This window comes from Rathayibacter oskolensis (assembly GCF_900177245.1).
GTDB classification, from domain to species: Bacteria; Actinomycetota; Actinomycetes; order Actinomycetales; family Microbacteriaceae; genus Rathayibacter; species Rathayibacter oskolensis.
Map to the genome: position 1 here is coordinate 385,480 of NZ_FXBM01000003.1, position 21,118 is coordinate 406,597.

The following is a 21,118-nucleotide window of genomic DNA, read 5'->3' on the forward strand; positions in this document are numbered from 1 at the left end:
CCGTCAAGAAGTTGGTATCGGCTGGGCAGCAGGCCACTCTTGTCCTATGCGCATGGACACTTCGGGGGCAGTCCGCGACATGCCCGCCCCTCCCGGGGTGGACGAGATCGCGGCTCGCTTCGGCGATCCCGTCCTCGCGTTCGCCCCGCAGCCCCGACTCGAGGAGTTCGCGGCGGCTCAGACCATGGCGCTCGGGCGGTTCGTCGAGATCTCCCTCTCGTACTCGTTCTTCCGGAATCCGCGCAATCGCGCCGATCCCGTCAACCAGGTCCCGCTCACTCCGGAGCAGAAGCGCGCCATCGAGCGCGCCGAGAACGACCACCTCCCGCCGTGGATGGTCGACCAGGTGACCCGGATGCGGTACCCGGTCCTCTGGGAGGCGGTGCGCACCTCCGTGCCCATCCCCGCCGAGCGGTCCCGGCCCCTCGAGTCGCGGCTCGCCGCGCACATGGGCGATGTGCTCCGCAACACGTTCCCCGGCCGGGTCCGCACCCGGCGGGGAGGGATGCCGGTGGTCGCCGCCGCCCTGCGCGACGAGGACGTCGTGCGCGGGGTGCCGGTCGTCGTCGACGGGGAGGCGCTGCGCGGCTACCGCGTCGACACCGATCCCGATGTCGTCGCGATCGGTGCGCGGGTCGACGGGCGCTACATGACCGTCGTCCTCGATCGCAAGATCGTCCCCGACATCCGGATGGAGTTCGTCCGCCGCATCCCGCCGCGCGCGGCCCAGCAGGCGCCCCGGCGCTGAGTCGCCGGGTGCCCGGCCACGCCGTGCGAGTGCTGCAGCCCTAAGGCCGCCCCGGCACCGCGATCCCGTGCTCGTAGGCGAACACGACGGCCTGGATCCGGTCGCGGACCCGCAGCTTCATCAGGATCTTCGACACGTGCGTCTTGACGGTCGCCTCGCCGACGAACAGCTCGGACGCGATCTCGGCGTTCGACCAGCCGCGCGCGAGGTGCACCAGGACCTCCCGCTCGCGGTCGGTGAGCTCGGCGATGCCCGGGTGCTCCGGAGCCGGTCGCGCCGGATCCGCCGCGAAGCGCTCGATCACGCGGCGGGTCACGTCGGGCGCGAGCATGGCGTCCCCGCGGGCGACCACCTGGACGGCCTCGACGAGGTCCTCCGGCGAGGAGTTCTTCAGCAGGAAGCCGCTCGCCCCGGCCGACAGCGCGTCGAACAGGTAGTCGTCGCGATCGAAGGTGGTGAGGATCAGCACGCTCGAGCACAGCCGGGGGTCCTTGACGATCTCGCGGGTCGCGGCGAGACCGTCCATCCCGGGCATCTGCACGTCCATGCAGATCACGTCGGGGCAGAACTCCGCAGCGCGCTCGATCGCCTCGGCGCCGTTGCGCGCCTCTCCGACGATGACGATGCCGGGCTCCGACTCGAGGATGATCCGGAAGCCGGCCCGGACGAGCTCCTGGTCGTCCACCAGGAGGACGCGGATGTCCCCGGTCATGCGCGGCCCCCGCTCGCTCGATCCTGGCGCCCCCTCGACGCCCCAGGCGACGCTACCCGCTCGGGAGCCGCCTCCCCGTCGTCGCCGCGGACGGGGGTCAGCGGGACGTGCGCGTGCACGAGGTAGCCCTCGCCGCGCGGGCCGGTCTCGACCCACCCGCCGACGGCCGCGGCGCGCTCGCGCATGCCGGTCTGGCCGAGTCCGCAGGACGCGGGGGTGCTCGGGTGCGGCCCCGTCCCTCCGTCGTCGGCCACCTCGAGCTCGATCGCGGCGGCGAGGTAGCGCAGGCGCACCTCGGCGTGCGCTCCGGGCCCAGCGTGCTTGCGGACGTTGGTGAGCGACTCCTGGGCGATGCGGTAGAGGCTGAGGCCCACCGTGGCCGGGATGGGCCGCGCGGTCCCGGACTCGCGGAACACCGTGGGCAGTCCGGAGCCGGTCGAGGCCGCGACGAGCTCCTCGAGCTGCGCGACGCCCCTGGTCGACGCCGCGTCGGTGAGAGGGCTCGCGGTCGCCTCCTCGGCCCGGAGCGCGACGAGGATCCGGTGCAGCTCCTCGATCGCCGAGCGCGCGTCGTTCTCGATCGCGCTCAGCGACCGGGCGGCCTTCTCGGGGTCGCGCGCGAGGACGCGGCGGGCGGCTCCCGCCTGCACTCCCATCACGCTGACGTGGTGCGCGACGACGTCGTGCAGCTCGCGCGCGATCCGCAGGCGCTCCGACGTCACCGCCTGTCGCGAGGAGCGCTCGCGCTCGTCGTCGAGCTCGGCGGTGCGGGCCTCGAGCGCCTCGAGCCGCCGCGCCGACTGCCACGAGGCCTCGCCGAAGACGTAGGCGCTGCCGAAGTAGAGCAGGTTGACGAGCAGCACGAGCGCCGACTCGGCGATGTAGGGCGAGAGCACGCCGTCGGAGTCGGAGGTGGGCACCGTCCGCCCCATCCAGTCGCCCGTCACGATCGAGCTCACGACCCAGCCGAGCATCGCCACCGCGATCACCATCCTGACCGCGAGGGCGACGCGGCGGTTCCGCCCCCACGCTCCCACGGTGTAGATGGCGAGGAACAGGCAGATCTGGTTGAACAGCGACTCCGGGACCTGCAGGATCAGGCCGAGCGTGTAGACGACGGCGAGAGCGATCGCGACCGTCGCGGGGAACCTCCTCCGCAGCGCGAGCGGGAGGGTCATCCCGACTGCCCACAGGGCGCTCACGAAGGGATGTGCGGCGTCGGGGAACCCCGCTGAGGTGTAGAGCGCCACGGAGGCGAGGGTCGCGACGAGGAGGACGGCCGCTCCGATCGCGTCGCGGAGGTGGTTGACGCGGCCCGGCGGGCGTCTCGACCAGCCGTCGTCGAACGGGTCGGCGGCGGCGGTGCTCTGGGACATGGTGTCCACGCTATCCGACGGCCGTCGGGCGGCGGGGCGGAGGTGACGTCGGAGGTCGGTCCCGATACGCCGCAGCGGCGTCTCGCGCCCTGCCTGCTGGTCGAGCAGCCGCGCAGCGGCGTATCGAGACCCCCGCCCTCAGCCTCGTCCGGTGATGCCCGCCGTCGAGGCGATGACGTCGCCCATCTTCTTGCCGAGGGCCTCGTAGAACATCGACAGCGGGAACTCGTCGTCCAGCACCGCGTCGGTGAGGCCGCGCGGGGCCCCGAGCAGCACCTCGTCGGGCAGCCCGCGGGCCCACGCCGACGCGGGGTGCGGCGTCAGGACCGACGCGATCAGCGCGTGGGCGGCCAGCCAGTGCGCCGTCTTCGGGCGATCGATCGATCGCCAGTAGAGCTCGTCGATCGCGTCCGAGAGGGCGACCACGACGTCGGCGAGGCTCTCCCACTCGAAGGCGAGCCGGGTGTCGGTCCAGTGCAGCACGCCGCGCTGGTGCAGCCAGGCGAAGAGGAGCTGCCCGCCCAGGCCGTCGTAGTTCCGCACGCGCCCTCCGGTCAGGGGGAAGCGGAAGATCCGGTCGAAGAGGATCGCGTACTGCACGAAACGGGCGCGCTCGGCGAGCGCCTCCTCTTCCCCGCTCCGCCCGTCGACCAGGGCGAGCCTCCGCTCGATCGCCACGGCCTCGCGGAACGCCGTGAGGTCGCAGCGCAGCTCCTCCAGCGAGTAGAGGAAGAACGGCATCCGCTGCTTGATCATGAACGGATCGAAGGGAAGATCGCCGCGCATGTGGGTACGGTCGTGGATGAGGTCCCACATCACGAAGGACTCCTCCGCCAGCCGCTGATCGGCGAGCAGGCGCTGCGCGTCCTCCGGCAGCTCGAGGCGGGTGATCTCGGCGGCGGCGGTGACGACGCGGCGGAACCGCGCCGCCTCCCGGTCGGCGAAGATCGCCCCCCAGGTGAACGAGGGGACGGCCCGCATCGCGACCGTCTCGGGGAAGAGCACCGCGCTGTCGGTGTCGTAGCCGGCGGTGAAGTCGACGAAGCGGACGGGGACGAACATCGCGTTCGAGTAGTCGCCGGCCTCGAGCTCCGCGACGAAGCGGGGCCAGACGACCTCGACGAGCACGGCCTCGACGTGGCGGTCGCGGCTGCCGTTCTGCGTGTACATCGGGAAGACCACGAGGTGCCTCCGGCCGTCGACGCGCTCGAGCTGGGGCTGGAACGCCTGGAGCGAGTCGAGGAAGTCGGGTACGCCGAGACCCTCCGCGCTCCAGCGCTCGAGATCTGCGACGAGGGCGCCGAGATAGCCGGAGTCGTGCGGGAACGCGGGCGCGAGCGCTCGGATCCCGAGGGCGATCCGCTCGACCTCGGCCCTCGCCTCCGGGAGGCGCGCGGCGTCGGCCAGCGAGCCGTCCTGTGACTGCATCGGCTGCAGCGCCTCGACAGCCGCCTTCAGCGCCCGCCAGGCCGAGGAGGTCTCGATGCCGTCCTCGACGACCTCGGGTTCTCCGACGACTGTGCTCTGCACGAATTGCGACATGGTGATCCTCCTCACGCTCGTGATCCCGGGTGGAACGGGTCGGAAACGACCCGACTCAGAGCGTACGGGCGCGGACGCGCAGGTGTGTTGCGTTCGACCGGAGCGTTCCGGCGAGCCCGGGTGGTACCGCGCACGACTCCGCCGTGGGAGGGCGTGGACGAGTCGGCCAGCCCTTGACCAGGGCTTTCGCAGTTAGGACCCCCCTTCCGGGGCTAAGTTCGATGACAGCCCTGCGAGGCCCCAGCGCTGGGGTCGAGGATGGGGCGACATATCGAGGCCGCATCCCGAGTGCGGCCATCCGATCGAGCGCAGACTCCGAAGAACCTGGCGGAGAGGCGCGATCGACGAGCCATCCTGAGAGAGAGGATCGGAGCGCGTGACGGGACCCGAACCCGGAAGCGACCACAGAACAGTCAGCATCGATCAGCAGTCCGAGACCCTCCGCCTCCTGCCCTGGCCGCAGGTGGACGCCGCAGCGCTCCGCAGCATCTCCGCGCAGTCGCAACCGGGTCTCGGGAACGAAGACGAGGTCCGCCTCCTGCACGACCGCTACCTGCGCGGTTGGGCCGAGGGAACCGAGTTCTTCTACGCGATCGAGCTCGACGGTCACTGCGTCGGCTCCATCGGCTACTGGTACGGACACTCTCGCGGTGTCCTCGCCTACGAGACGACCTGGAGCCTCGATCCCGAGGCTCGCGCGCGCGGCGTCGCGGCGCGGGCGGTGCGGCTGCTGCTCGAAGAGGCGGCGGAGTTCCCCGTGCCGCGCTTCGTGCACGCGTTCGTCCGCGCGGACGACCAGGACGACAGCGCGCTCTGCGTCGAGGTCGGCTTCGATCGCGTCGACGTGGTCGAGCAGGGCGAGCCGCCGAGCCTCTACTGCGACTGGGCGTTCGATCTGGCGGAAGTCGCCTAGAGCGGGACCGTCGGGCTGCGGCTCAGATCCCGTGCTCGGCGAGCCACGGCCGGAGGACCGAGAGGAACTCCTCCGGCCTCTCGACGCTCGGGAGGTGCGCGGCGGTCTCGAAGACGGCGCCGGAGGCCCCGGGGATCGCCGTCGCGAGGTACTCGTAGACGGGGAACGACTCCGAGATGTCGTGCGCGCCCACCATCACGAGCGTCGGCACGGCGATGTCGACGACGCGCTCGTAGGCGGGCGGGTCGAGATCGATCGGCCGCGGCTTCTCGTGCTCGTGCCCTCGGCGGCCCGTGGCGAGCTCGCGGACCGTCTCGACGAACGAGGGATCGAGCGAGGACTCGTCGCGGTCCGGCCCGAAGGCCCACAGCTCCGCCTCCATGCGCGCGACGCGCTCGTGGTCGCCCGACTTCAGCACGGTGTCGATCTCGTCGAAGCGCCGATCCTCCTCTTCGGTCAGATCGGCGTACGGGAAGCCGTCGACCCCCGGGCAGATCGTGACGAGACCCGACACCCGGTCGGGGTGCGCGATCGTCAGATCGAGAACGAGGGAGCCGCCGCGCGAGCAGCCGATCACGCTCGCCCGCTCGACGCCCAGGTGCTCGAGCACGGCGAGGGCGTCGGCGCGCTCGTCGAAGTCGACGTCGTCGGTGCGGCTGCCGCCGAAGCCCCGCGAGTCGTACCGGATCACGAGGTGGTCCTCGGCGAGCGCGGGGACGACCGGATCCCACATGCGCAGATCGGCGATGCCCGCGTGCACGAGCAGCAGGGCGGGCGCGGAGGCGTGGCCGTCCGCCTCCCAGTGGAGGCTCGCGCCGGGGACGTCGAGATGCGGCATGCGGCCACGGTAGGCCCGCCCCCTCGTCCGATGCAACGGCTCTCCGCCTCCCGCTGCGACGGCCGGGACTCCCTAGGCTGGAGGCGTGCGGCATCCCGCACTCGCTCCACCGCAGGGAACCGATCGGCTCCCCCGACCGACGGAGGACACCACGGAGGGCGTGCTCACCGGATTCGCGATCATCGGAGTGGTCATCGCCGTCGGCTACCTCATCGCCCGATTCGGGCTGGTGCCGCCGGAGGGGCGCGCCGTGCTCTCGCGCATCGCCTTCTTCGTGACCACCCCGGCTCTGCTGTTCACGGTGCTCGCGAAGGCCGACGTGTCGGTGCTGTTCTCCTCCTTCCTGCTCGTGTCGCTCTGCTCGGTCGCGGTCGTCGCGGTCCTCTACGTGCTCGCCTCCCGGCTGTTCTTCCCCCGCCCGGTGCCCGAGACGGTCATCGGCACCGCCTCGTCGGCCTACGTGAACGCCAACAACATCGGACTCCCGGTCGCCATCTACGTGCTCGGAGACCCGCAGTGGGTCGCGCCGACGCTCCTGCTGCAGCTGCTCGTCCTGGCGCCCGCCGTCCTCACGGTGCTCGACATCTCCACCAGCGGACGGGCGTCGGTGGGCTCGATCCTGACGCAGCCGCTGCGGAACCCGATGATCATCGCCTCCGGACTCGGGCTGCTGGTGGCGGTGACCGGCGTGCAGCTCCCCGCGCCGGTGCTCGAGCCCTTCTCGATCATCGGCAACGCGTCGATCCCGCTGGTGCTGATGGCGTTCGGGATGTCGCTGCGGGGCCAGAGGCCGCTCGAGGCGGGGCCGGCCAGGATCGAGGTCATCGTCGCCTCCGTCCTGAAGGCGCTGGTCATGCCGGCGTCCGCCTACCTGCTCGGCCACTACGCGTTCCGGCTCGATGCCGAGCACCTCTTCGCGGTCACCGTGACGGCGGCGCTGCCCACCGCGCAGAACATCTTCAACTTCGCCTCCCGCTACGACCGGGGCGTCGCCGTCGCGCGCGACACCGCCCTGGTGACCACCGTCGCGGCCGTGCCCGTGCTGATCGCGGTGTCCCTCCTCCTGGGTTGAGGATGCGGTGCGGCACCCGACCCGGCGCCACACGCCGTCGCTTAGGCTCTCTCGAATGAGCACCACGACGACCTCCTCTCGCCGCGCCTCCGGGCGACCGCGTCGCCGCCGCGGCCTCTGGATCACGCTGACGATCCTGGTCGTCCTCGTGATCGGCGCGGTCGTCGCCGTGTTCCTCGCGATCCAGACGTACGAGAAGGCGATGACGGTGCGCGCGAAGCTCACCTCGGCGATCCCCCTGGTCTCCCAGGTCGCCGACCAGCTGACAGGGTTCGACACCGCGGGCGCCGAGTCCACCGCCGCGCAGATCGCGACCCTCACGGGTGACGCGCGCGAGCAGACCGACGATCCGGTGTGGCGCGTGATGGAGATCGTCCCCTTCCTCGGCCCCAACCTCTCGGCCGTCCGCGCCGCGACCGAGATCGCCGACGACGTGTCGGGCAAGATCGTCACGCCGCTCTCGTCGACGTCGCTCGACATCCTCAAGCCCGTCGACGGCAAGGTCGACCTCGCGGCGATCACCGACCTCTCCGAGAAGATCACCGTCGCCAAGGGAGTCGTCGACGCGGCGCAGACCCGCGTCGACGGGATCGACCGCGGAGCGCTCGTGCCGCAGGTCGCCGACGCGATCGACTCCTTCGCCCCGCAGCTCGAGACCGCCACGAAGGCGATGGACCAGGTCGAGCCGCTCACGACGATCCTCCCCGACGCCCTGGGCGCCAGCGGGCGGCGCACCTACCTCGTGCTCTTCCAGAACCTGGCCGAGGCGCAGGCACTCGGAGGCGGCGCCTCCTCGGTCATGCAGCTGATCGTCGACAACGGCGCCATCTCGATCGGCGAGCAGCTCTCGAGTCGAGACTTCCGGGGCCTGGAGTCGGTCAGCGTCGATCAGAGCGCGCTCGACACCTTCGGCGCCAACCTGGCCTCCACCTTCAATGTCTCGACAAGCCGCCCCGACTTCCCCACCGCCGCCTCGATCGCGACGCAGTTCTGGGCGCAGAAGTTCCCCGACCAGAAGATCGACGGCGTGATGGCGATCGACCCGGTCGCGCTCTCCTACCTCCTCGAGTCCACCGGCCCGGTGACGCTGACCGACGGCACGGAGCTGACCCGCGAGAACACGGTCTCGACCCTCCTCAACCAGGTCTACTTCCGCTACCCGGAGGCGACGGTCGCCGACCAGACCGACCTCTTCTTCTCGGAGGCGAGTGCGACGATCCTCGGCAAGATCCTGGGCGGCGACATGGAGCCCACGACGATGCTCCCGGCGATCGTGAAGGCGGTCGGCGAGTACCGGATCCTCGCCTACAGCACCGACGCCGACGAGCAGGCGCTCCTCGCGCCGACGCCGATCGCGGGAGTCCTGCCCACCGACAACGCCGACACGACGGCGACGGGCGTGTACTTCCAGGACGCCTCGATCGGCTCGAAGATGGACTACTACCTCGACACGGCGGTGACGCAGTCGAGCGCGAACCGCTGCGCCGCCTCCGGAGCGACCTTCTCGACGCAGGTGACGCTGACCAACACGATCTCCGAGAAGGTGGCGCGGACGCTCCCGAAGTACGTCGCGGCGAACGGAGGGAACCGCTTCCCGCTCGGCGACTTCGTGACGAACGTCTACGTCTACGGGCCTCCCGGCACGACGGCGACGGTGGGCGGCGCGAGCTGGGCCGGGGGCCTCGGCGGGGTCGAGTCGACGACCGACGATCTCGGGCGGCCCGTCGTGAAGCTCTCGCTCCGACTCTCTCCCGGGCAGTCCGACACGGCGACGGTGTCGTTCAGCGCCGGCGCGACGACCGGGTTCGGCGAGCAGTCGGTGCGGGTCACCCCGATGATCAACAAGACCGACGTGTTGCTCGAGGACGACCCGAGCTGCGCCGGCTGATCGGCGGCCGGGGGTCTAGACCAGCGCCGACCCGGGGATCGAGCTCGTGACGAGCCAGGAGGCGAGGAACGCCGCTCCGACGCACAGGACGAAGCCGACCACCGGGATCCAGAAGACGCGGCGTCCGACCAGGTAGCGCACGATCGTCACGCCGATGGCGATCAGCGCGAGGGCCGGGGGGCCGATCAGAGCGATCGAGACGCCCCAGTCGATGCGGTCGAAGTCGCACGCGATGTTCTGCCCCTCGCACTGCGCGGGGAACACCGCGAGGACGGCGGCGAGGTAGCCGAGGACGACGCAGAGCAGCCCGAGGGCGAGGCAGCCGAGGATGGAGAGCACGAGATCCCAGCGGCGGCGGAGGGGGCGGCCTGCCTCGAACGTCTCGCGGACCGAGCGGTACGCCTCCGTGCGGAACTCGTCGCGGGGCTGCGCGGCGGGCGGCCGCCTCGCCGCGGGACGGGCGGCAGCGGGCTTCTTCTTCGACGCGGCCACGGTCAGAAGATCATCGGGCGGTCGTCGTCGAGCGTGGTCTCGAGATCGAGGTCCACGACGACGGGGACGTGGTCGCTGGGCGCGTCGCCCTTGCGCTCGTCGCGGTGGATGGATGCACCGGTGACGAGCTCGCCGAAGGCGTGCGACCCCAGCACGAAGTCGATGCGCAGACCCTCGTTGCGCGGGAAGCGCAGCTGCTTGTAGTCCCAGTAGGTGTAGCCGTCCGGCACCAGCGGGCGAACCACGTCGCGCAGTCCCGCCGCCTCGAAGGAGGCGAAGGCCGCGCGCTCCTCGGGCGAGACGTGCGTGGATCCGGGGCCGAGGGTCGGGTCGCCGACGTCGCTGTCGAGGGGCGCGACGTTCCAGTCGCCCATGAGGGCGAGCGGCAGATCGGGCTCGGCCGCGAGCCACTCGCGGGTGCTCGCGTCGAGCGCGGCGAACCACTCGAGCTTGTAGTACCAGTGCGGGTCGCCGACCGCGCGGCCGTTGGGCACGTAGAGGCTCCAGACCCGCACGCCGTCGACCGTCGCGCCGATCGCCCGCGCCTCGGGCGGGAGGGTGCCGTCCTCGGACGGGGCCTTCGCGAAACCGGGCATCCCGGGGAAGCCGACGGCCACGTCCTCCATCGGCAGCCGGGAGGCGATGCCCACGCCGTTCCACTGGCTGAAGCCGACCATCTCGACGTGGTAGCCGGCGTCGGCGAACGCCGCGTGCGGGAACTGCTCGGGCTTGCACTTCAGCTCCTGCATGGCGAGGACGTCGATGTCCTCGCGCACCAGCCAGTCGACGACGCGCCCGGTGCGGGCGCGGATGGAGTTCACGTTCCAGGTGGCGATGCGCATCCTGGAAGTGTAGGAGCCGCCGCCGACACGTTCGCTGCGCGGGGTCTCCGCGGCCGACGTGGCCGCCCTGCTGCGGGACGCGCCGACGAGCGGGATCACTCGGGTGGCGCATTGCGGAACCGATGTCGGTGGTCGATGGTTGACTAGCGCCGTCGTCGAACGGCGCGTGCCTCCGTGCCGCTCGACCCGCACCGCCGCCCCGGTCGTCCCGCGCCAGCCGCTCCGCGGCTGCCCGCTCCCCGCTCGTTCCCGCCCGGAGGACTCCATGATCCTGCTCCGTCTCGCGTCGTCCTACGCGAAGCCCTACACCCGGTGGGTCGTCGCGGTCGTCGTGCTGCAGCTCGTCTCGACGCTCGCCGCGCTCTACCTGCCGAGCCTCAACGCCGAGATCATCGATCAGGGCATCGGCACGGGCGACACCGACTTCATCTGGGCCACCGGCGTGACCATGCTCGGCGTCTGCCTCGTGCAGGTCGTCACGGCGATCGGAGGCGTCTACTTCGGCGCCCGCACCGCGATGGCGGTCGGCCGCGACCTCCGTCGCGACGTCTACCGCCGCGTCGACTCGCTCAGCGGGCTCGAGGTCGGCGGCTTCGGCACCGCGACCCTGATCACCCGCGGCACGAACGACGTGCAGCAGGTGCAGATGCTCGTGCTGATGACGCTCAACTTCATGGTCTCGGCGCCGATCATGTGCGTCGGAGGCATCATCTTCGCGCTGCGCGAGGACGCGGGGCTCTCGTGGCTCGTCTGGGTCTCGGTCCCCGTCCTCTTCCTCGTCGTGGGGATCCTCGTCTTCCTGCTCCTCCCGCTGTTCCGCCTCATGCAGGACCGCATCGACGGGATCAACGGGGTGCTGCGCGAGCAGATCACGGGCATCCGCGTGGTCAGGGCGTTCGTGCGCGAACCGTTCGAGTCGGAGCGCTACCGCCGCGCGAACGCCGCGATCACCGAGGTCTCGATCAAGGTCGGCAACATCTTCGTCCTGATGTTCCCGGCGATCATGATGATCCTGCACCTGGCCACGGCGGCCGTCCTCTGGTTCGGCGGTCAGCGCATCGAGGCGGGCCAGATGCAGATCGGCTCGCTCACGGCGTTCCTCCAGTACCTCCTGCAGATCCTCACCGCGGTGATGATGGGCGTCTTCATGGTCATGATGATCCCCCGGGCGGTCGTCTGCGCCGAGCGCATCCAGGAGGTGCTCGACGCACGGACGAGCCTGACCACTCCGGTCGGGGGAGCGGTCGCGCCGACCGTCGGCCGCGTCGAGTTCTCGAACGTCACGTTCGGGTACCCCGGCGCCGAGCGACCGGTCCTCTCCGGACTCGACCTGGTCGCCGAGCCCGGCCGCACGACGGCGATCGTCGGCTCCACCGGAGCGGGCAAGACGACCCTGCTCGGGCTCGTCCCGCGCCTCTTCGACCCGCAGGAGGGCTCGGTGACGATCGACGGCGTGCCGGTCGCCTCCCTCGATCGGGCGCAGCTCGCCCGGGTGATCGGGCTCGTCCCCCAGCGCCCCTACCTGTTCTCGGGCACCATCGCCTCCAACCTCCGCTTCGGCCGTCCCGATGCGACCGATGCCGAGCTGTGGGAGGCGCTGCGCATCGCCCAGGGCGAGGACTTCGTGCGCGCCAAGGAGCGCGGCCTCGACGAGCCGGTGTCGCAGGGCGGCACGAACGTCTCGGGCGGTCAGCGTCAGCGCCTGTGCATCGCGAGGGCGCTCGTCGCCCGCCCGCGGGTCTATCTGTTCGACGACTCGTTCTCGGCGCTCGACGTCGCGACAGACGCGCGCCTGCGCGAGTCCCTCGCCGACGCCACCACCGAGGCGACCGTCATCATCGTCGCCCAGCGCGTGTCGACCATCCGGCACGCCGACAGCATCGTCGTGCTCGACGCCGGCCGGATCGTCGGCCGCGGCACGCACGACGAGCTCCTCGAGACGAACGCGACCTACCGCGAGATCGTCGAATCCCAGTTGAGCGTGGAAGGGGTGGCCTGAGATGGCCCGCGTACGCGACACCACGGCGGAGCAGCCGCCGGAGCAGGACTCGCTCGATCCCGAGTTCGAGCCGGGGGAGGCCGACGGCGGGATGTTCGGCGACGGGCCGCCCGCCCGCAAGGCCCAGCACTTCTGGCCGTCGGCCAAGCGGCTGTTCAGCCTCCTCGGTCCCGAGCGGGCGCGGATGATCCTCGTCGTGGTGCTGGTCTCGGCCTCGGTGGTCCTCACGGTCATCGCCCCGAAGATCCTCGGGCAGGCGACCGACACCATCTTCAACGGGGTCATCGGCTCGCAGCTGCCCGCCGGTGTGCCGCTCGAGCAGATAATCGCCGAGCAGCGCGCCTCGGGCAACGGCACCTACGCCGACATGCTCGCCAAGACCGACATCGTGCCCGGCCAGGGCATCGACTTCGTCGTGCTCGGGCGCCTCATCCTCATCGTGCTGCTGATGTACGTGGTCGCCTCGGTCCTGATGTGGGCGCAGGGGTTCATCCTCAACGGGCTCGTGATGCGCGTCGTCTACGGGCTGCGGCAGGACATCGAGGCCAAGCTCAACCGCCTCCCGCTGCGCTACTTCGACACGCGGCAGCGCGGCGACGTGATGTCTCGGGTCACGAACGACGTCGACAACATCCAGACGGCGCTCCAGCAGGCCTTCTCGCAGCTCGTGCAGTCGGTGCTGACGATCATCGGCATCGCGGCGATGATGTTCATCGTCTCGTGGCAGCTGGCGCTCATCGCGCTGATCTCGATCCCCCTCTCGGGCGTGATCGCGGGAGTCATCGGCGCACGCTCGCAGAAGCTCTTCGCCGCGCAGTGGAAGAACACGGGAGCGCTCAACGGGCACATCGAGGAGACGTTCTCGGGTCTCGAGATCGTGCGCGCCTTCGGCCGCGACCGCGAGATGCTCGAGGAGTTCGACCGCCGCAACGACAGCCTCTACAGCGCCTCCTTCGGGGCGCAGTTCGTCTCGGGCATGATCATGCCCGCGATGACCTTCGTGTCCTACCTCTCCTACGTGCTCATCGCCGTGGTCGGCGGGCTGCGCGTCGCCTCCGGGCAGCTCACCCTCGGTGACGCGACGGCCTTCATCCAGTACTCGCGCGAGTTCACCCAGCCCGTCACCCAGCTCGCGAGCATGGCCAACATGCTGCAGTCGGGCGTGGCGTCGGCCGAGCGGACCTTCGAGCTGCTCGACGCCGACGAGCAGGAGCCCGAGACCGCCACCGAGTCGCTGCCCGAGCGCACCGACGGGCACGTCGAGTTCCAGGACGTCTCGTTCTCGTACGACCCCGAGCAGCCCCTGATCGAGAACCTCTCGTTCTCGGCGCAGCCGGGGCAGACGGTCGCGATCGTCGGCCCGACCGGTGCGGGCAAGACCACCCTGGTCAATCTCGTGATGCGGTTCTACGAGCTGACCGGCGGGCGCATCCTCCTCGACGGCGTCGACATCACCCGTCTCGCCCGCGGCGATCTGCGCTCGCGCGTAGGCATGGTGCTGCAGGACGCGTGGCTCTTCCAGGGCACGATCCGCGAGAACATCCGCTACGGCCGCCTCGACGCCACCGACGACGAGATCGCCGCCGCCGCTCGCGCGACGATGGTGGACCGCTTCGTGCAGCAGCTCCCCGAGGGCTACGACACCGTGCTCGACGCCGACGGAGGCAGCGTCTCGGCCGGAGAGCGCCAGCTGATCACGATCGCGCGCGCCTTCCTCGCCAACCCGTCGCTGCTCATCCTCGACGAGGCGACCTCGTCGGTCGACACCCGCACCGAGCTGCTGGTGCAGCACGCGATGAACGCGCTGCGCACCGACCGCACGTCGTTCGTCATCGCCCACCGCCTCTCGACCATCCGCGACGCCGACACGATCCTCGTGATGGAGTCGGGCCGCATCGTCGAGCAGGGCGCCCACGAGGCGCTGCTCGAACGCCGCGGTGCCTACTACGAGCTCTACATGACGCAGTTCCGCGGGGGAGGCGACGACGCGCAGGGTCGGACCGCGCCCGCGGGGCTCCCGGATGCCGCGGGGACCGCACCGTAGAGTGGGCGCGTGAACGACGCACGCCAGCAGCTCATCGAGTACATCGGCTCCGACGCCGTCTTCCACGGGGATTTCACCCTGACGAGCGGCAAGAAGGCCAGCTACTACGTCGACCTGCGGCGCGTCAGTCTCGACCACCGCGTCGCCCCCCTCATCGGCCAGGTCATGCTCGATCTCATTGCACCGATCGAGCGTGTCGACGCCGTCGGCGGGCTGACGATGGGGGCCGACCCCATCGCGGCGGCGATCCTGCACCAGGGCGTGGCCCGCGGTCTCTCCTACGACGCCTTCGTCGTCCGCAAGGAGCCGAAGGACCACGGGCGCGGACGCCAGGTCGAGGGCCCTGACCTCGCGGGCAAGCGGGTCGTCGTCGTCGAGGACACGTCCACCACCGGAGGCTCCCCGCTCGCGGCGATCGAGGCGCTCCTGAAGGTCGGCGCCGAGATCGCCGGCGTCGCCGTCGTCGTCGACCGCGCGACGGGCGCCCGCGAGATCATCGAGGGAGCCGGCTACCCCTACTTCGCCGCGATCGGGCTGGCAGACCTCGGCCTGAGCTGATGACCGACGACGACGGCCGCGAGCGCGGCGAGCACTCCGGGGCCGACGGCCGTCCCCGCGAGCCCGAGCGGCAGATCGGCGGCAGCGACTGGCTGCTGCAGCAGCTGAGCGGCGGCCGTCTCAAGAGCATCTTCGACGCGCCGCGTCCGGCTCCGGTCCGGCCGGAGCCCAGTGTTCCGGAGGACGACTCGGGTACCGCGGCGACTCCGGCGGACGGCCGGGGCGCCGAGACGGCGGAGACCGACTCAGCGGCGGAGACCGACGTTCCGTCGGATGTCGCTGCCGACCCCGAGGCGAGCAGCGGGGGCTCGGTAGCGGACGATTCCGTCGCCGCTGCCCCTTCGCAGCCCTCGTCCGCCCGTCCCACCGAGGAGGCGTCGCCCGCGGAGCCGCCGCGGTCATCGACCCTCGGCCGCTGGCCGGCGGCACCGATCACCGTCGACCCCGAAGCGGCCCGACCCCGTGGCTCCCGCGAGGCGCGGGCGGCCGCCGCTCCTGTCGGCGACGTGGCGTCGAGCTCCGAGCCCGACGAGCCGGTGGACGCCTCCGCGGCGGAGCAGCCCGTCGAGCTCGCACCGGACCCTCGGAGCGGCGGTGCCGCATCCACGGCGGTGCCGACCGCCGACCCGATCACGGAGCCGTCCGATCAGGAGCAGCCGGCGGCCTCTCGGTCCGAGCCCGAGGAGCCGGAGCCTTCTGCGCCAACCCCTTCTGCGCCGACCCCTTCTGCACCGACCCCTTCTGATCCCACGCCTTCTGAGCCCGAACCTTCTGATCCGGCGCTCTCGGAGTCCCCCACCTCGGATCCGCTGGCACGAGTCGACGACGAGGAGTCCGGCGAATCCCGTGCCGCGTCGTCGCCCGTGGTCGCGCCCGACGCGCCCCGGTCGCCCCGCGCCGCGTCGCCCGTCGTCGCCGAGCCGCCGGCCACTCGCCCGCCCCTCGCCGCGGCCGAGCCGCCGGCCGACCTGCCCTCCGCGCCGAGCGGGCTGCGCGCCGCTCAGGAGCGGCCGCGCGGAGACCGACCCGAGGGCGCGACCCCGCCGTCCCCCCGGGAGCCCGAGCCGGAGCCCGGCGCCGTGTACCACTGGCCCGATCCGCGCAGCGGCTGGGACCAGCCTCCGGTCTGGGAGGACGTCGTCGCCCCGCGGGACGAGCCGGAGGACGACGGCGGTGACGAGGAGCTGTGGCGCGAGACCGCCGGCGCCTACGCCTGGAACCTCGAACCGACCACGGCCGAGGCGGACGCCGACGGCCCGGGTGAGACCGATCCTCCCGCCGACGACGGCGACGACGTCGGTGCTGCTCCGGCGGCCGAGCCCGAGGCGCCGTTCCGCACGGCCGCCGCGACGGCGCACGTCAACGCGCCCGCGCCCCGCGGCAAGGAGTCGCCCCGCGGCAAGGGGTCGTCCCGCGGCAAGGCCGCGACCGGCGGTCCGACGGCGCCTCGCGCCCAGGCGGCGCCTCGCAGCAAGGCGGTGCCGCGCGGCCGAGACGCCTCGCAGACGACGACGGCCGCCGCGACCGCCGCGTCCGTCCCCTCGGTCACCAGCCTGACCGGTCCTCCTCAGGGGCGGGCGAGGAGCCGGCGCCGGCTCCTGATCGGGTTGATCGCTGCGGGAGCGGTGCTCGTGCTGGCCGCCCTCCTCGCGATCGGCATCGCGGTCGGCTCGGCCACCGGCCCGTCCGACGATGCCGCGGCCCCCGTGACCACCGACGCCGCGACGACCGAACCCGCCCCCGAGCCGAGCGCCGCCCCGACGGCCGAGATCCCCGCCGTCGGGCCGCTCCCCGCGGGCACCTGGGCGTGGAGCGCGCTCCTCGGCGGCGAGTGCCTCCAGCCGTTCGACTCGGTCTGGGCCGAGGAGTTCACCGTCGTCGACTGCGCGACGGCCCACTCCGGCGAGATGGTCGACACGGGCACGCTGACCGACGCGACGTTCCCGGGGCAGGAGGCCCTCGCGGCCAGCGTCGCCTCGCTCTGCCAGGCCACGGGCGTCGTCGACGTCACGGGCGCCGGAGCCTACGGAGACGTCCAGGTGTCGGGGTCGTTCCCGGTCACCCAGGAGCAGTGGGACGCAGGAGAGCGCAGCTACTACTGCTTCGTCGACCGCGCCGGCGGCGGGGAGCTCCTCGGATCGCTCGACGGGATGCCGTCGGCCTGACGCGTCCTCGCGGCCCGCTCTTCAGCCGGACCGGAGCGGGCCCGCTGGTTCGTCGGGCCCGCTCTTCGTCAGGCCCGCCGTTCGTCGGGCCCGCTCGTCGTCAGGCCCGCCGTTCGTCGGGCCCGCTGTTCGTCGGGCCCGCTGTAGGGTTTCGGTTCGTGGACGAGAACGAGGTGCCGGGCGCGAGCGGCCCCTCCGCCTCCCTCGAGGCCACGACGAACGGCGTGGGGCCGTGGCGGGGGGAGTGGCCCGCCGACGAGCGACTCGACCCCGAGCTGCTCGCCCACGGCGACGCGCGCAATGTGATCGACCGCTTCCGCTACTGGCGGATGGACGCGATCGTCGCCGAGCTCGACCGCACCCGGCACCCGTTCCACGTGGCCATCGAGAACTGGCAGCACGACATGAACATCGGCTCGATCGTCCGCAGCGCCAACGCCTTCGGCGCGAGCAGCGTGCACATCGTCGGCCGTCGGCGCTGGAACAAGCGCGGCGCCATGGTGACCGACCGCTACCAGCACGTGCAGCACCACGAGACCGTCGCCGATCTGGTGCAGTGGTCGGCCGACGAGGAGGTGGCGCTGATCGCGATCGACAACGTGCCGGGCTCCGTCCCTCTCGAGACCTACCGGCTGCCCGAGCGCTGCGTCCTGCTCTTCGGGCAGGAGGGGCCGGGGCTGTCGGAGGAGGCGATCGCCGCCTCCGACGCCGTCGTCGAGATCACGCAGTTCGGCTCGACCCGCTCGATCAACGCGTCGGCCGCCGCCGCCGTCGCCATGCACGCCTGGGTGCTGCAGCACGTCGGCTTCGACTCCTGACCGGGATCCCCTCACCGGCAGGAGGTCGGCTCAGACGACCTCGACCGGCGGGAACTCCGACTCGAACGGCTCCGACGAGAGCATCTCGTGCACGCCGCTGAGCACCTCGTCGGGGCGGAACGGGTACCGCTCCATCTCGGCGCGATCACTGATGCCGGTCAGCACCAGGACCGTGTGCAGGCCGGCCTCGATGCCGGCGATGATGTCCGTGTCCATCCGGTCGCCGATCATGCCGGTGTTCTCGCTGTGCGCACCGATCTTGTTCATCGCGGAGCGGAACATCATCGGGTTCGGCTTGCCGACGACGTACGGATCCTTGCCCGTGGCCTTGGTGATCAGCGCGGCGATCGCACCCGTCGCGGGCATCACGCCCTCGGCACTCGGACCGGTCGCATCCGGGTTCGTCACGATGAAGCGGGCGCCGTTGACGATGAGGCGGATCGCCTTCGTGATGGCCTCGAAGCTGTAGTTGCGGGTCTCTCCGACGACGACGTAGTCGGGCGCCGTCTCGGTCATGATGAAGCCGGCCTCGTGGAGGGCCGTGGTGATCCCCGCCTCGCCGATGACGAAGGCGCTGCCCCCGGGGATCTGCGACGCGCAGAAGTCGGCTGTCGCGAGCGCGCTCGTCCAGATCCGCTCCTCCGGCACGTGCAGACCCGACGCCCGGAGCCGCGCCGCCAGGTCGCGCGGCGTGAAGATCGAGTTGTTCGTGAGCACCAGGAACGGGACACCGGTGTCCGTCCACTCCTGGATCAGCTCGGGCGCCCCGGGGAGCGCCTTGTTCTCGTGCACCAGCACGCCGTCCATGTCGGTGAGCCAGCACTCGACCTCATTGCGGTTCGTTGCCATGCGTCGATGCTATCCGCGGATCGTCGTCCGGTCGCGGCGCTCGCGGCGTTGTCGTCGGTCGCCGTAGCTCCGCTACGACTCCCTCCTCCGCCTTGCCATCACCACGACCGGACGACGATCCGACCGAGGGGTGATCGAGAGGGCTGCTCCCCGGATCGGCACAGGGGGAGCGGGTTAGCCTGGGGGCATGAGTGGCGAGAACCTGCTGGGCCCCGAACCGACCCTCCTCCCCGACGAGCCCGCGGTCACCGCGGCCCTCGCCAAGCACGCGAGCCCGGGAGCCGTCGAGTTCGCCGCCCTCGCGGCCGCCCACCCCCGATCGCCCCTGGCCTGGGCCCTCCTCGCCGACAGCGTCTGGGGCATCGACGCCGCACTCCCCTCCTACGCCTACGCCCGCGTCGGCTACCACCGCGGACTCGACCTCCTCCGCACCGCCGGCTGGCGCGGACAGGGCCCGATCCCCTGGCGCCACGGACCCAACCGCGGCTTCCTCCTCGCGCTCTACGCCCTCCGCCGCGCCGCCGAATCGATCGGCGAGACCGACGAGGTCGACCGCCTGACCAGCTTCCTCCAGCAGGCCGACCCCCTCGCCATCCCCGAGATCGAGCGGTACCACGAGGATGCGCTCCCCCCCACCGCCGCCATCGTCATCCTCGGAGCTGATTAGCGTCCGGTCACGGCGCTCGCGGCGTTGTCGTCGGTCGCCGTAGCTCCGCTACGCCTCCCTCCTCCGCCTTGCGATCACCGCAACCGGACGCTAATCAGCACTCCTGGTGAGGGGGCGGGGCCGTGCCTGCGGCACGAGCCGGGGAAGGGGGCCGTGCCTGCGGCACGAGCCAGTAGGGGGGCCGTGCCTGCGGCACGAGCCGGGGGAGGGGCCGTGACTTCGGGCGGGCTCCTCTGGGGGCTCGGCCTCAGCGGGCGGCGGGGCGGCGGCGCAGGAGGAGGGCGGTCGCGGCGGTCAGGAGGGCGCCGAGGGCGGCGGCGGAGGCGGTGACGGCGAAGCCGGACTGGGTGCCGGCCGACTCGACGGCCAGGCCGCCGAGGGTGGAGCCGGCGGTGACGCCCAGGGCGAGGCCCGTGGGAGGCCAGGCGAGCGCCTCCGTGAGACGGCGACGGGGCGAGATCGCCTCGACGAGGCTCGAACCGGTGATGAGCAGCGGCGAGGTCGCGAGACCCGCGACGAAGGCGAGCACGGCGAGGATCGGCAGGGACTCCGCGAGCAGGAGGACGGGCACGACGACGCCGAAGAGCACGCCGGCCGCGACGAAACGCGAGCGGGGCGAGCCGGGGAGGCGAGCCGCTCCGACGACGACACCGGTGAGCACGCTGCCGATGCTGTACGCCGACAGCAGCAGGCCGGAGGCGGCGCCGGCGCCCGCATCCTCCGCCGTCGCGATCGCGGCGACGTTGAACGAGCCGAAGACCCCGCCGATCGAGGCGAAGACGGCCACGACCCCGACGAGCCCGAGCGGGAGGCGGACGCGCGCCTGAGCCCTGTCGGCGGGAGCACTCGCGAGGGGAGGCTGCGTCGCGACCTGGACGAGCAGCGAGACGCCGCCCACGAGGCCGATCGCGAGCCCCACGAGGACTCCCGCCGCGGGATGCACGAGGGACGCGAGAAGAGTCACCACCGGCGGCGCGACGACGAAGGCGGCCTCGTCGGCGACCGACTCGACCGAGTAGGCGGTGTGACGCAGAGCGGGATCGGACGTCGCAGCGCTCCAGCGCGCACGGACGGCGGACCCGATGTCGATCACGGCGGCGCCCGCGACGATCGCGAGAGCGAACCAGCTCCACACCGGCGCGCCGAGCAGCACCGCGGTGACGAGCCCGAGGGAGGCAGCGACCAGTACCGGCAGCGACAGCGCGAGTGCGCGGCGCTGCCCCCAGCGGTCCATCACGCGCGACCAGAGCGGACCTGCCGCAGCGAGGGCGAGCGTGAGGGTGCCCGAGACCGCGCCGCCCAGCGCGTAGCTGCCCGAGGCGTCGGCTACCAGGACGAGGACGCCGATCGCGAGGCTCCCCTTGGGGAAGCGGCCGAACCAGCCCGACGACGAGAAGGCCAGCGAGCCGGGAAGCGCGAAGGCCTGCGCGTACCGGCCCGACGCCCGCCCGAGTGCGGAGCGCGGAGGAGCCTGGGGGTCTGGCATGCGTCGATCCCGATTCCTGGACGACCGAAAGCGGAGGACGCTCCACTGGCTGCTCGGACGACCGGACGAGTCTACCGACCGGGACGGGTGCGCCTCCGGATGCGGTGAC

Annotated in this window: 18 protein-coding genes; 10 read left to right on the top strand and 8 right to left on the bottom strand. The window is 71.9% G+C overall.

Features of this window, described 5'->3' with window-relative positions:
* Positions 1-46: 46 nt before the first annotated feature.
* Positions 47-748, top strand: coding sequence for a hypothetical protein (locus tag B9Y99_RS16825; RefSeq protein WP_129588102.1), 702 nt, complete (start codon positions 47-49; stop codon positions 746-748).
* Positions 749-788: 40 nt separating this feature from the next.
* On the opposite strand, the gene B9Y99_RS16830 is transcribed toward B9Y99_RS16825, so the two are convergent.
* From B9Y99_RS16830 to B9Y99_RS16840, 3 genes are all read right to left on the bottom strand, one after another.
* Entirely contained in the window at positions 789-1,460 is a 672-nt protein-coding gene (locus tag B9Y99_RS16830; protein ID WP_085477771.1) for a response regulator, read from the bottom strand.
* Complete coding sequence (locus B9Y99_RS16835; protein WP_085477772.1) at positions 1,457-2,836, bottom strand: sensor histidine kinase; 1,380 nt, start codon at positions 2,834-2,836, stop codon at positions 1,457-1,459. The genes B9Y99_RS16830 and B9Y99_RS16835 overlap by 4 nt, the downstream gene beginning before the upstream one ends.
* A gap of 138 nt (positions 2,837-2,974) precedes the next feature.
* Entirely contained in the window at positions 2,975-4,378 is a 1,404-nt protein-coding gene (locus tag B9Y99_RS16840) for a DUF6421 family protein (protein WP_085477773.1), read from the bottom strand.
* A 376-nt stretch (positions 4,379-4,754) separates the two neighbouring features.
* Between B9Y99_RS16840 and B9Y99_RS16845 the strand changes: the two genes are divergently transcribed.
* On the top strand, positions 4,755-5,291 hold the full coding sequence (locus B9Y99_RS16845) for a GNAT family N-acetyltransferase (protein ID WP_085477774.1): 537 nt from the start codon (positions 4,755-4,757) through the stop codon (positions 5,289-5,291).
* Between the two features lie 22 nt (positions 5,292-5,313).
* Here B9Y99_RS16845 and B9Y99_RS16850 read toward each other — a convergent pair whose 3' ends face one another.
* A complete protein-coding gene (locus B9Y99_RS16850; RefSeq protein ID WP_085477775.1) occupies positions 5,314-6,129 on the bottom strand; it encodes an alpha/beta fold hydrolase in 816 nt (271 codons plus the stop codon).
* A gap of 160 nt (positions 6,130-6,289) precedes the next feature.
* Here B9Y99_RS16850 and B9Y99_RS16855 point away from each other — a divergent pair, with 160 nt between their 5' ends.
* Both B9Y99_RS16855 and B9Y99_RS16860 read left to right on the top strand, forming a co-directional pair.
* A complete protein-coding gene (locus B9Y99_RS16855; protein WP_244275030.1) occupies positions 6,290-7,201 on the top strand; it encodes an AEC family transporter in 912 nt (303 codons plus the stop codon).
* A 55-nt stretch (positions 7,202-7,256) separates the two neighbouring features.
* Positions 7,257-9,089 carry a DUF4012 domain-containing protein gene (locus B9Y99_RS16860; protein WP_085477777.1) on the top strand — a complete coding sequence of 611 codons (1,833 nt, stop codon included), beginning with the start codon at positions 7,257-7,259 and terminating at the stop codon, positions 9,087-9,089.
* Between the two features lie 15 nt (positions 9,090-9,104).
* On the opposite strand, the gene B9Y99_RS16865 is transcribed toward B9Y99_RS16860, so the two are convergent.
* Together B9Y99_RS16865 and B9Y99_RS16870 are read right to left on the bottom strand one after the other, a co-directional pair.
* Positions 9,105-9,581, bottom strand: coding sequence for a DUF6264 family protein (locus B9Y99_RS16865; protein ID WP_085477778.1), 477 nt, complete (start codon positions 9,579-9,581; stop codon positions 9,105-9,107).
* Positions 9,582-9,583: 2 nt separating this feature from the next.
* Entirely contained in the window at positions 9,584-10,423 is an 840-nt protein-coding gene (locus B9Y99_RS16870) for an exodeoxyribonuclease III (RefSeq protein WP_085477883.1), read from the bottom strand.
* A 265-nt stretch (positions 10,424-10,688) separates the two neighbouring features.
* Between B9Y99_RS16870 and B9Y99_RS16875 the strand changes: the two genes are divergently transcribed.
* From B9Y99_RS16875 to B9Y99_RS16895, 5 genes are all read left to right on the top strand, one after another.
* Positions 10,689-12,422 carry an ABC transporter ATP-binding protein gene (locus B9Y99_RS16875; protein WP_085477779.1) on the top strand — a complete coding sequence of 578 codons (1,734 nt, stop codon included), beginning with the start codon at positions 10,689-10,691 and terminating at the stop codon, positions 12,420-12,422.
* A gap of 1 nt (position 12,423) precedes the next feature.
* Positions 12,424-14,466 carry an ABC transporter ATP-binding protein gene (locus tag B9Y99_RS16880; protein WP_085477780.1) on the top strand — a complete coding sequence of 681 codons (2,043 nt, stop codon included), beginning with the start codon at positions 12,424-12,426 and terminating at the stop codon, positions 14,464-14,466.
* Positions 14,467-14,475: 9 nt separating this feature from the next.
* Complete coding sequence (gene pyrE / locus B9Y99_RS16885; RefSeq protein ID WP_085477781.1) at positions 14,476-15,024, top strand: orotate phosphoribosyltransferase; 549 nt, start codon at positions 14,476-14,478, stop codon at positions 15,022-15,024.
* Positions 15,024-17,189 carry a septum formation family protein gene (locus tag B9Y99_RS16890; protein WP_085477782.1) on the top strand — a complete coding sequence of 722 codons (2,166 nt, stop codon included), beginning with the start codon at positions 15,024-15,026 and terminating at the stop codon, positions 17,187-17,189. Before pyrE ends, B9Y99_RS16890 begins: the two co-directional genes overlap by 1 nt.
* A 158-nt stretch (positions 17,190-17,347) precedes the next feature.
* Positions 17,348-18,007, top strand: coding sequence for a TrmH family RNA methyltransferase (locus B9Y99_RS16895; protein ID WP_085477783.1), 660 nt, complete (start codon positions 17,348-17,350; stop codon positions 18,005-18,007).
* 30 nt (positions 18,008-18,037) lie between these two features.
* Here B9Y99_RS16895 and B9Y99_RS16900 read toward each other — a convergent pair whose 3' ends face one another.
* The gene (locus B9Y99_RS16900; protein WP_085477784.1) at positions 18,038-18,856 is read right to left on the bottom strand and encodes an HAD-IIA family hydrolase; all 819 of its coding nucleotides are present in this window, start codon (positions 18,854-18,856) and stop codon (positions 18,038-18,040) included.
* Positions 18,857-19,043: 187 nt separating this feature from the next.
* Here B9Y99_RS16900 and B9Y99_RS16905 point away from each other — a divergent pair, with 187 nt between their 5' ends.
* Complete coding sequence (locus B9Y99_RS16905; RefSeq protein ID WP_085477785.1) at positions 19,044-19,523, top strand: DUF3151 domain-containing protein; 480 nt, start codon at positions 19,044-19,046, stop codon at positions 19,521-19,523.
* A 247-nt stretch (positions 19,524-19,770) separates the two neighbouring features.
* On the opposite strand, the gene B9Y99_RS16910 is transcribed toward B9Y99_RS16905, so the two are convergent.
* Complete coding sequence (locus B9Y99_RS16910) at positions 19,771-21,009, bottom strand: MFS transporter (protein WP_085477786.1); 1,239 nt, start codon at positions 21,007-21,009, stop codon at positions 19,771-19,773.
* Between the last annotated feature and the right edge of the window lie 109 nt (positions 21,010-21,118).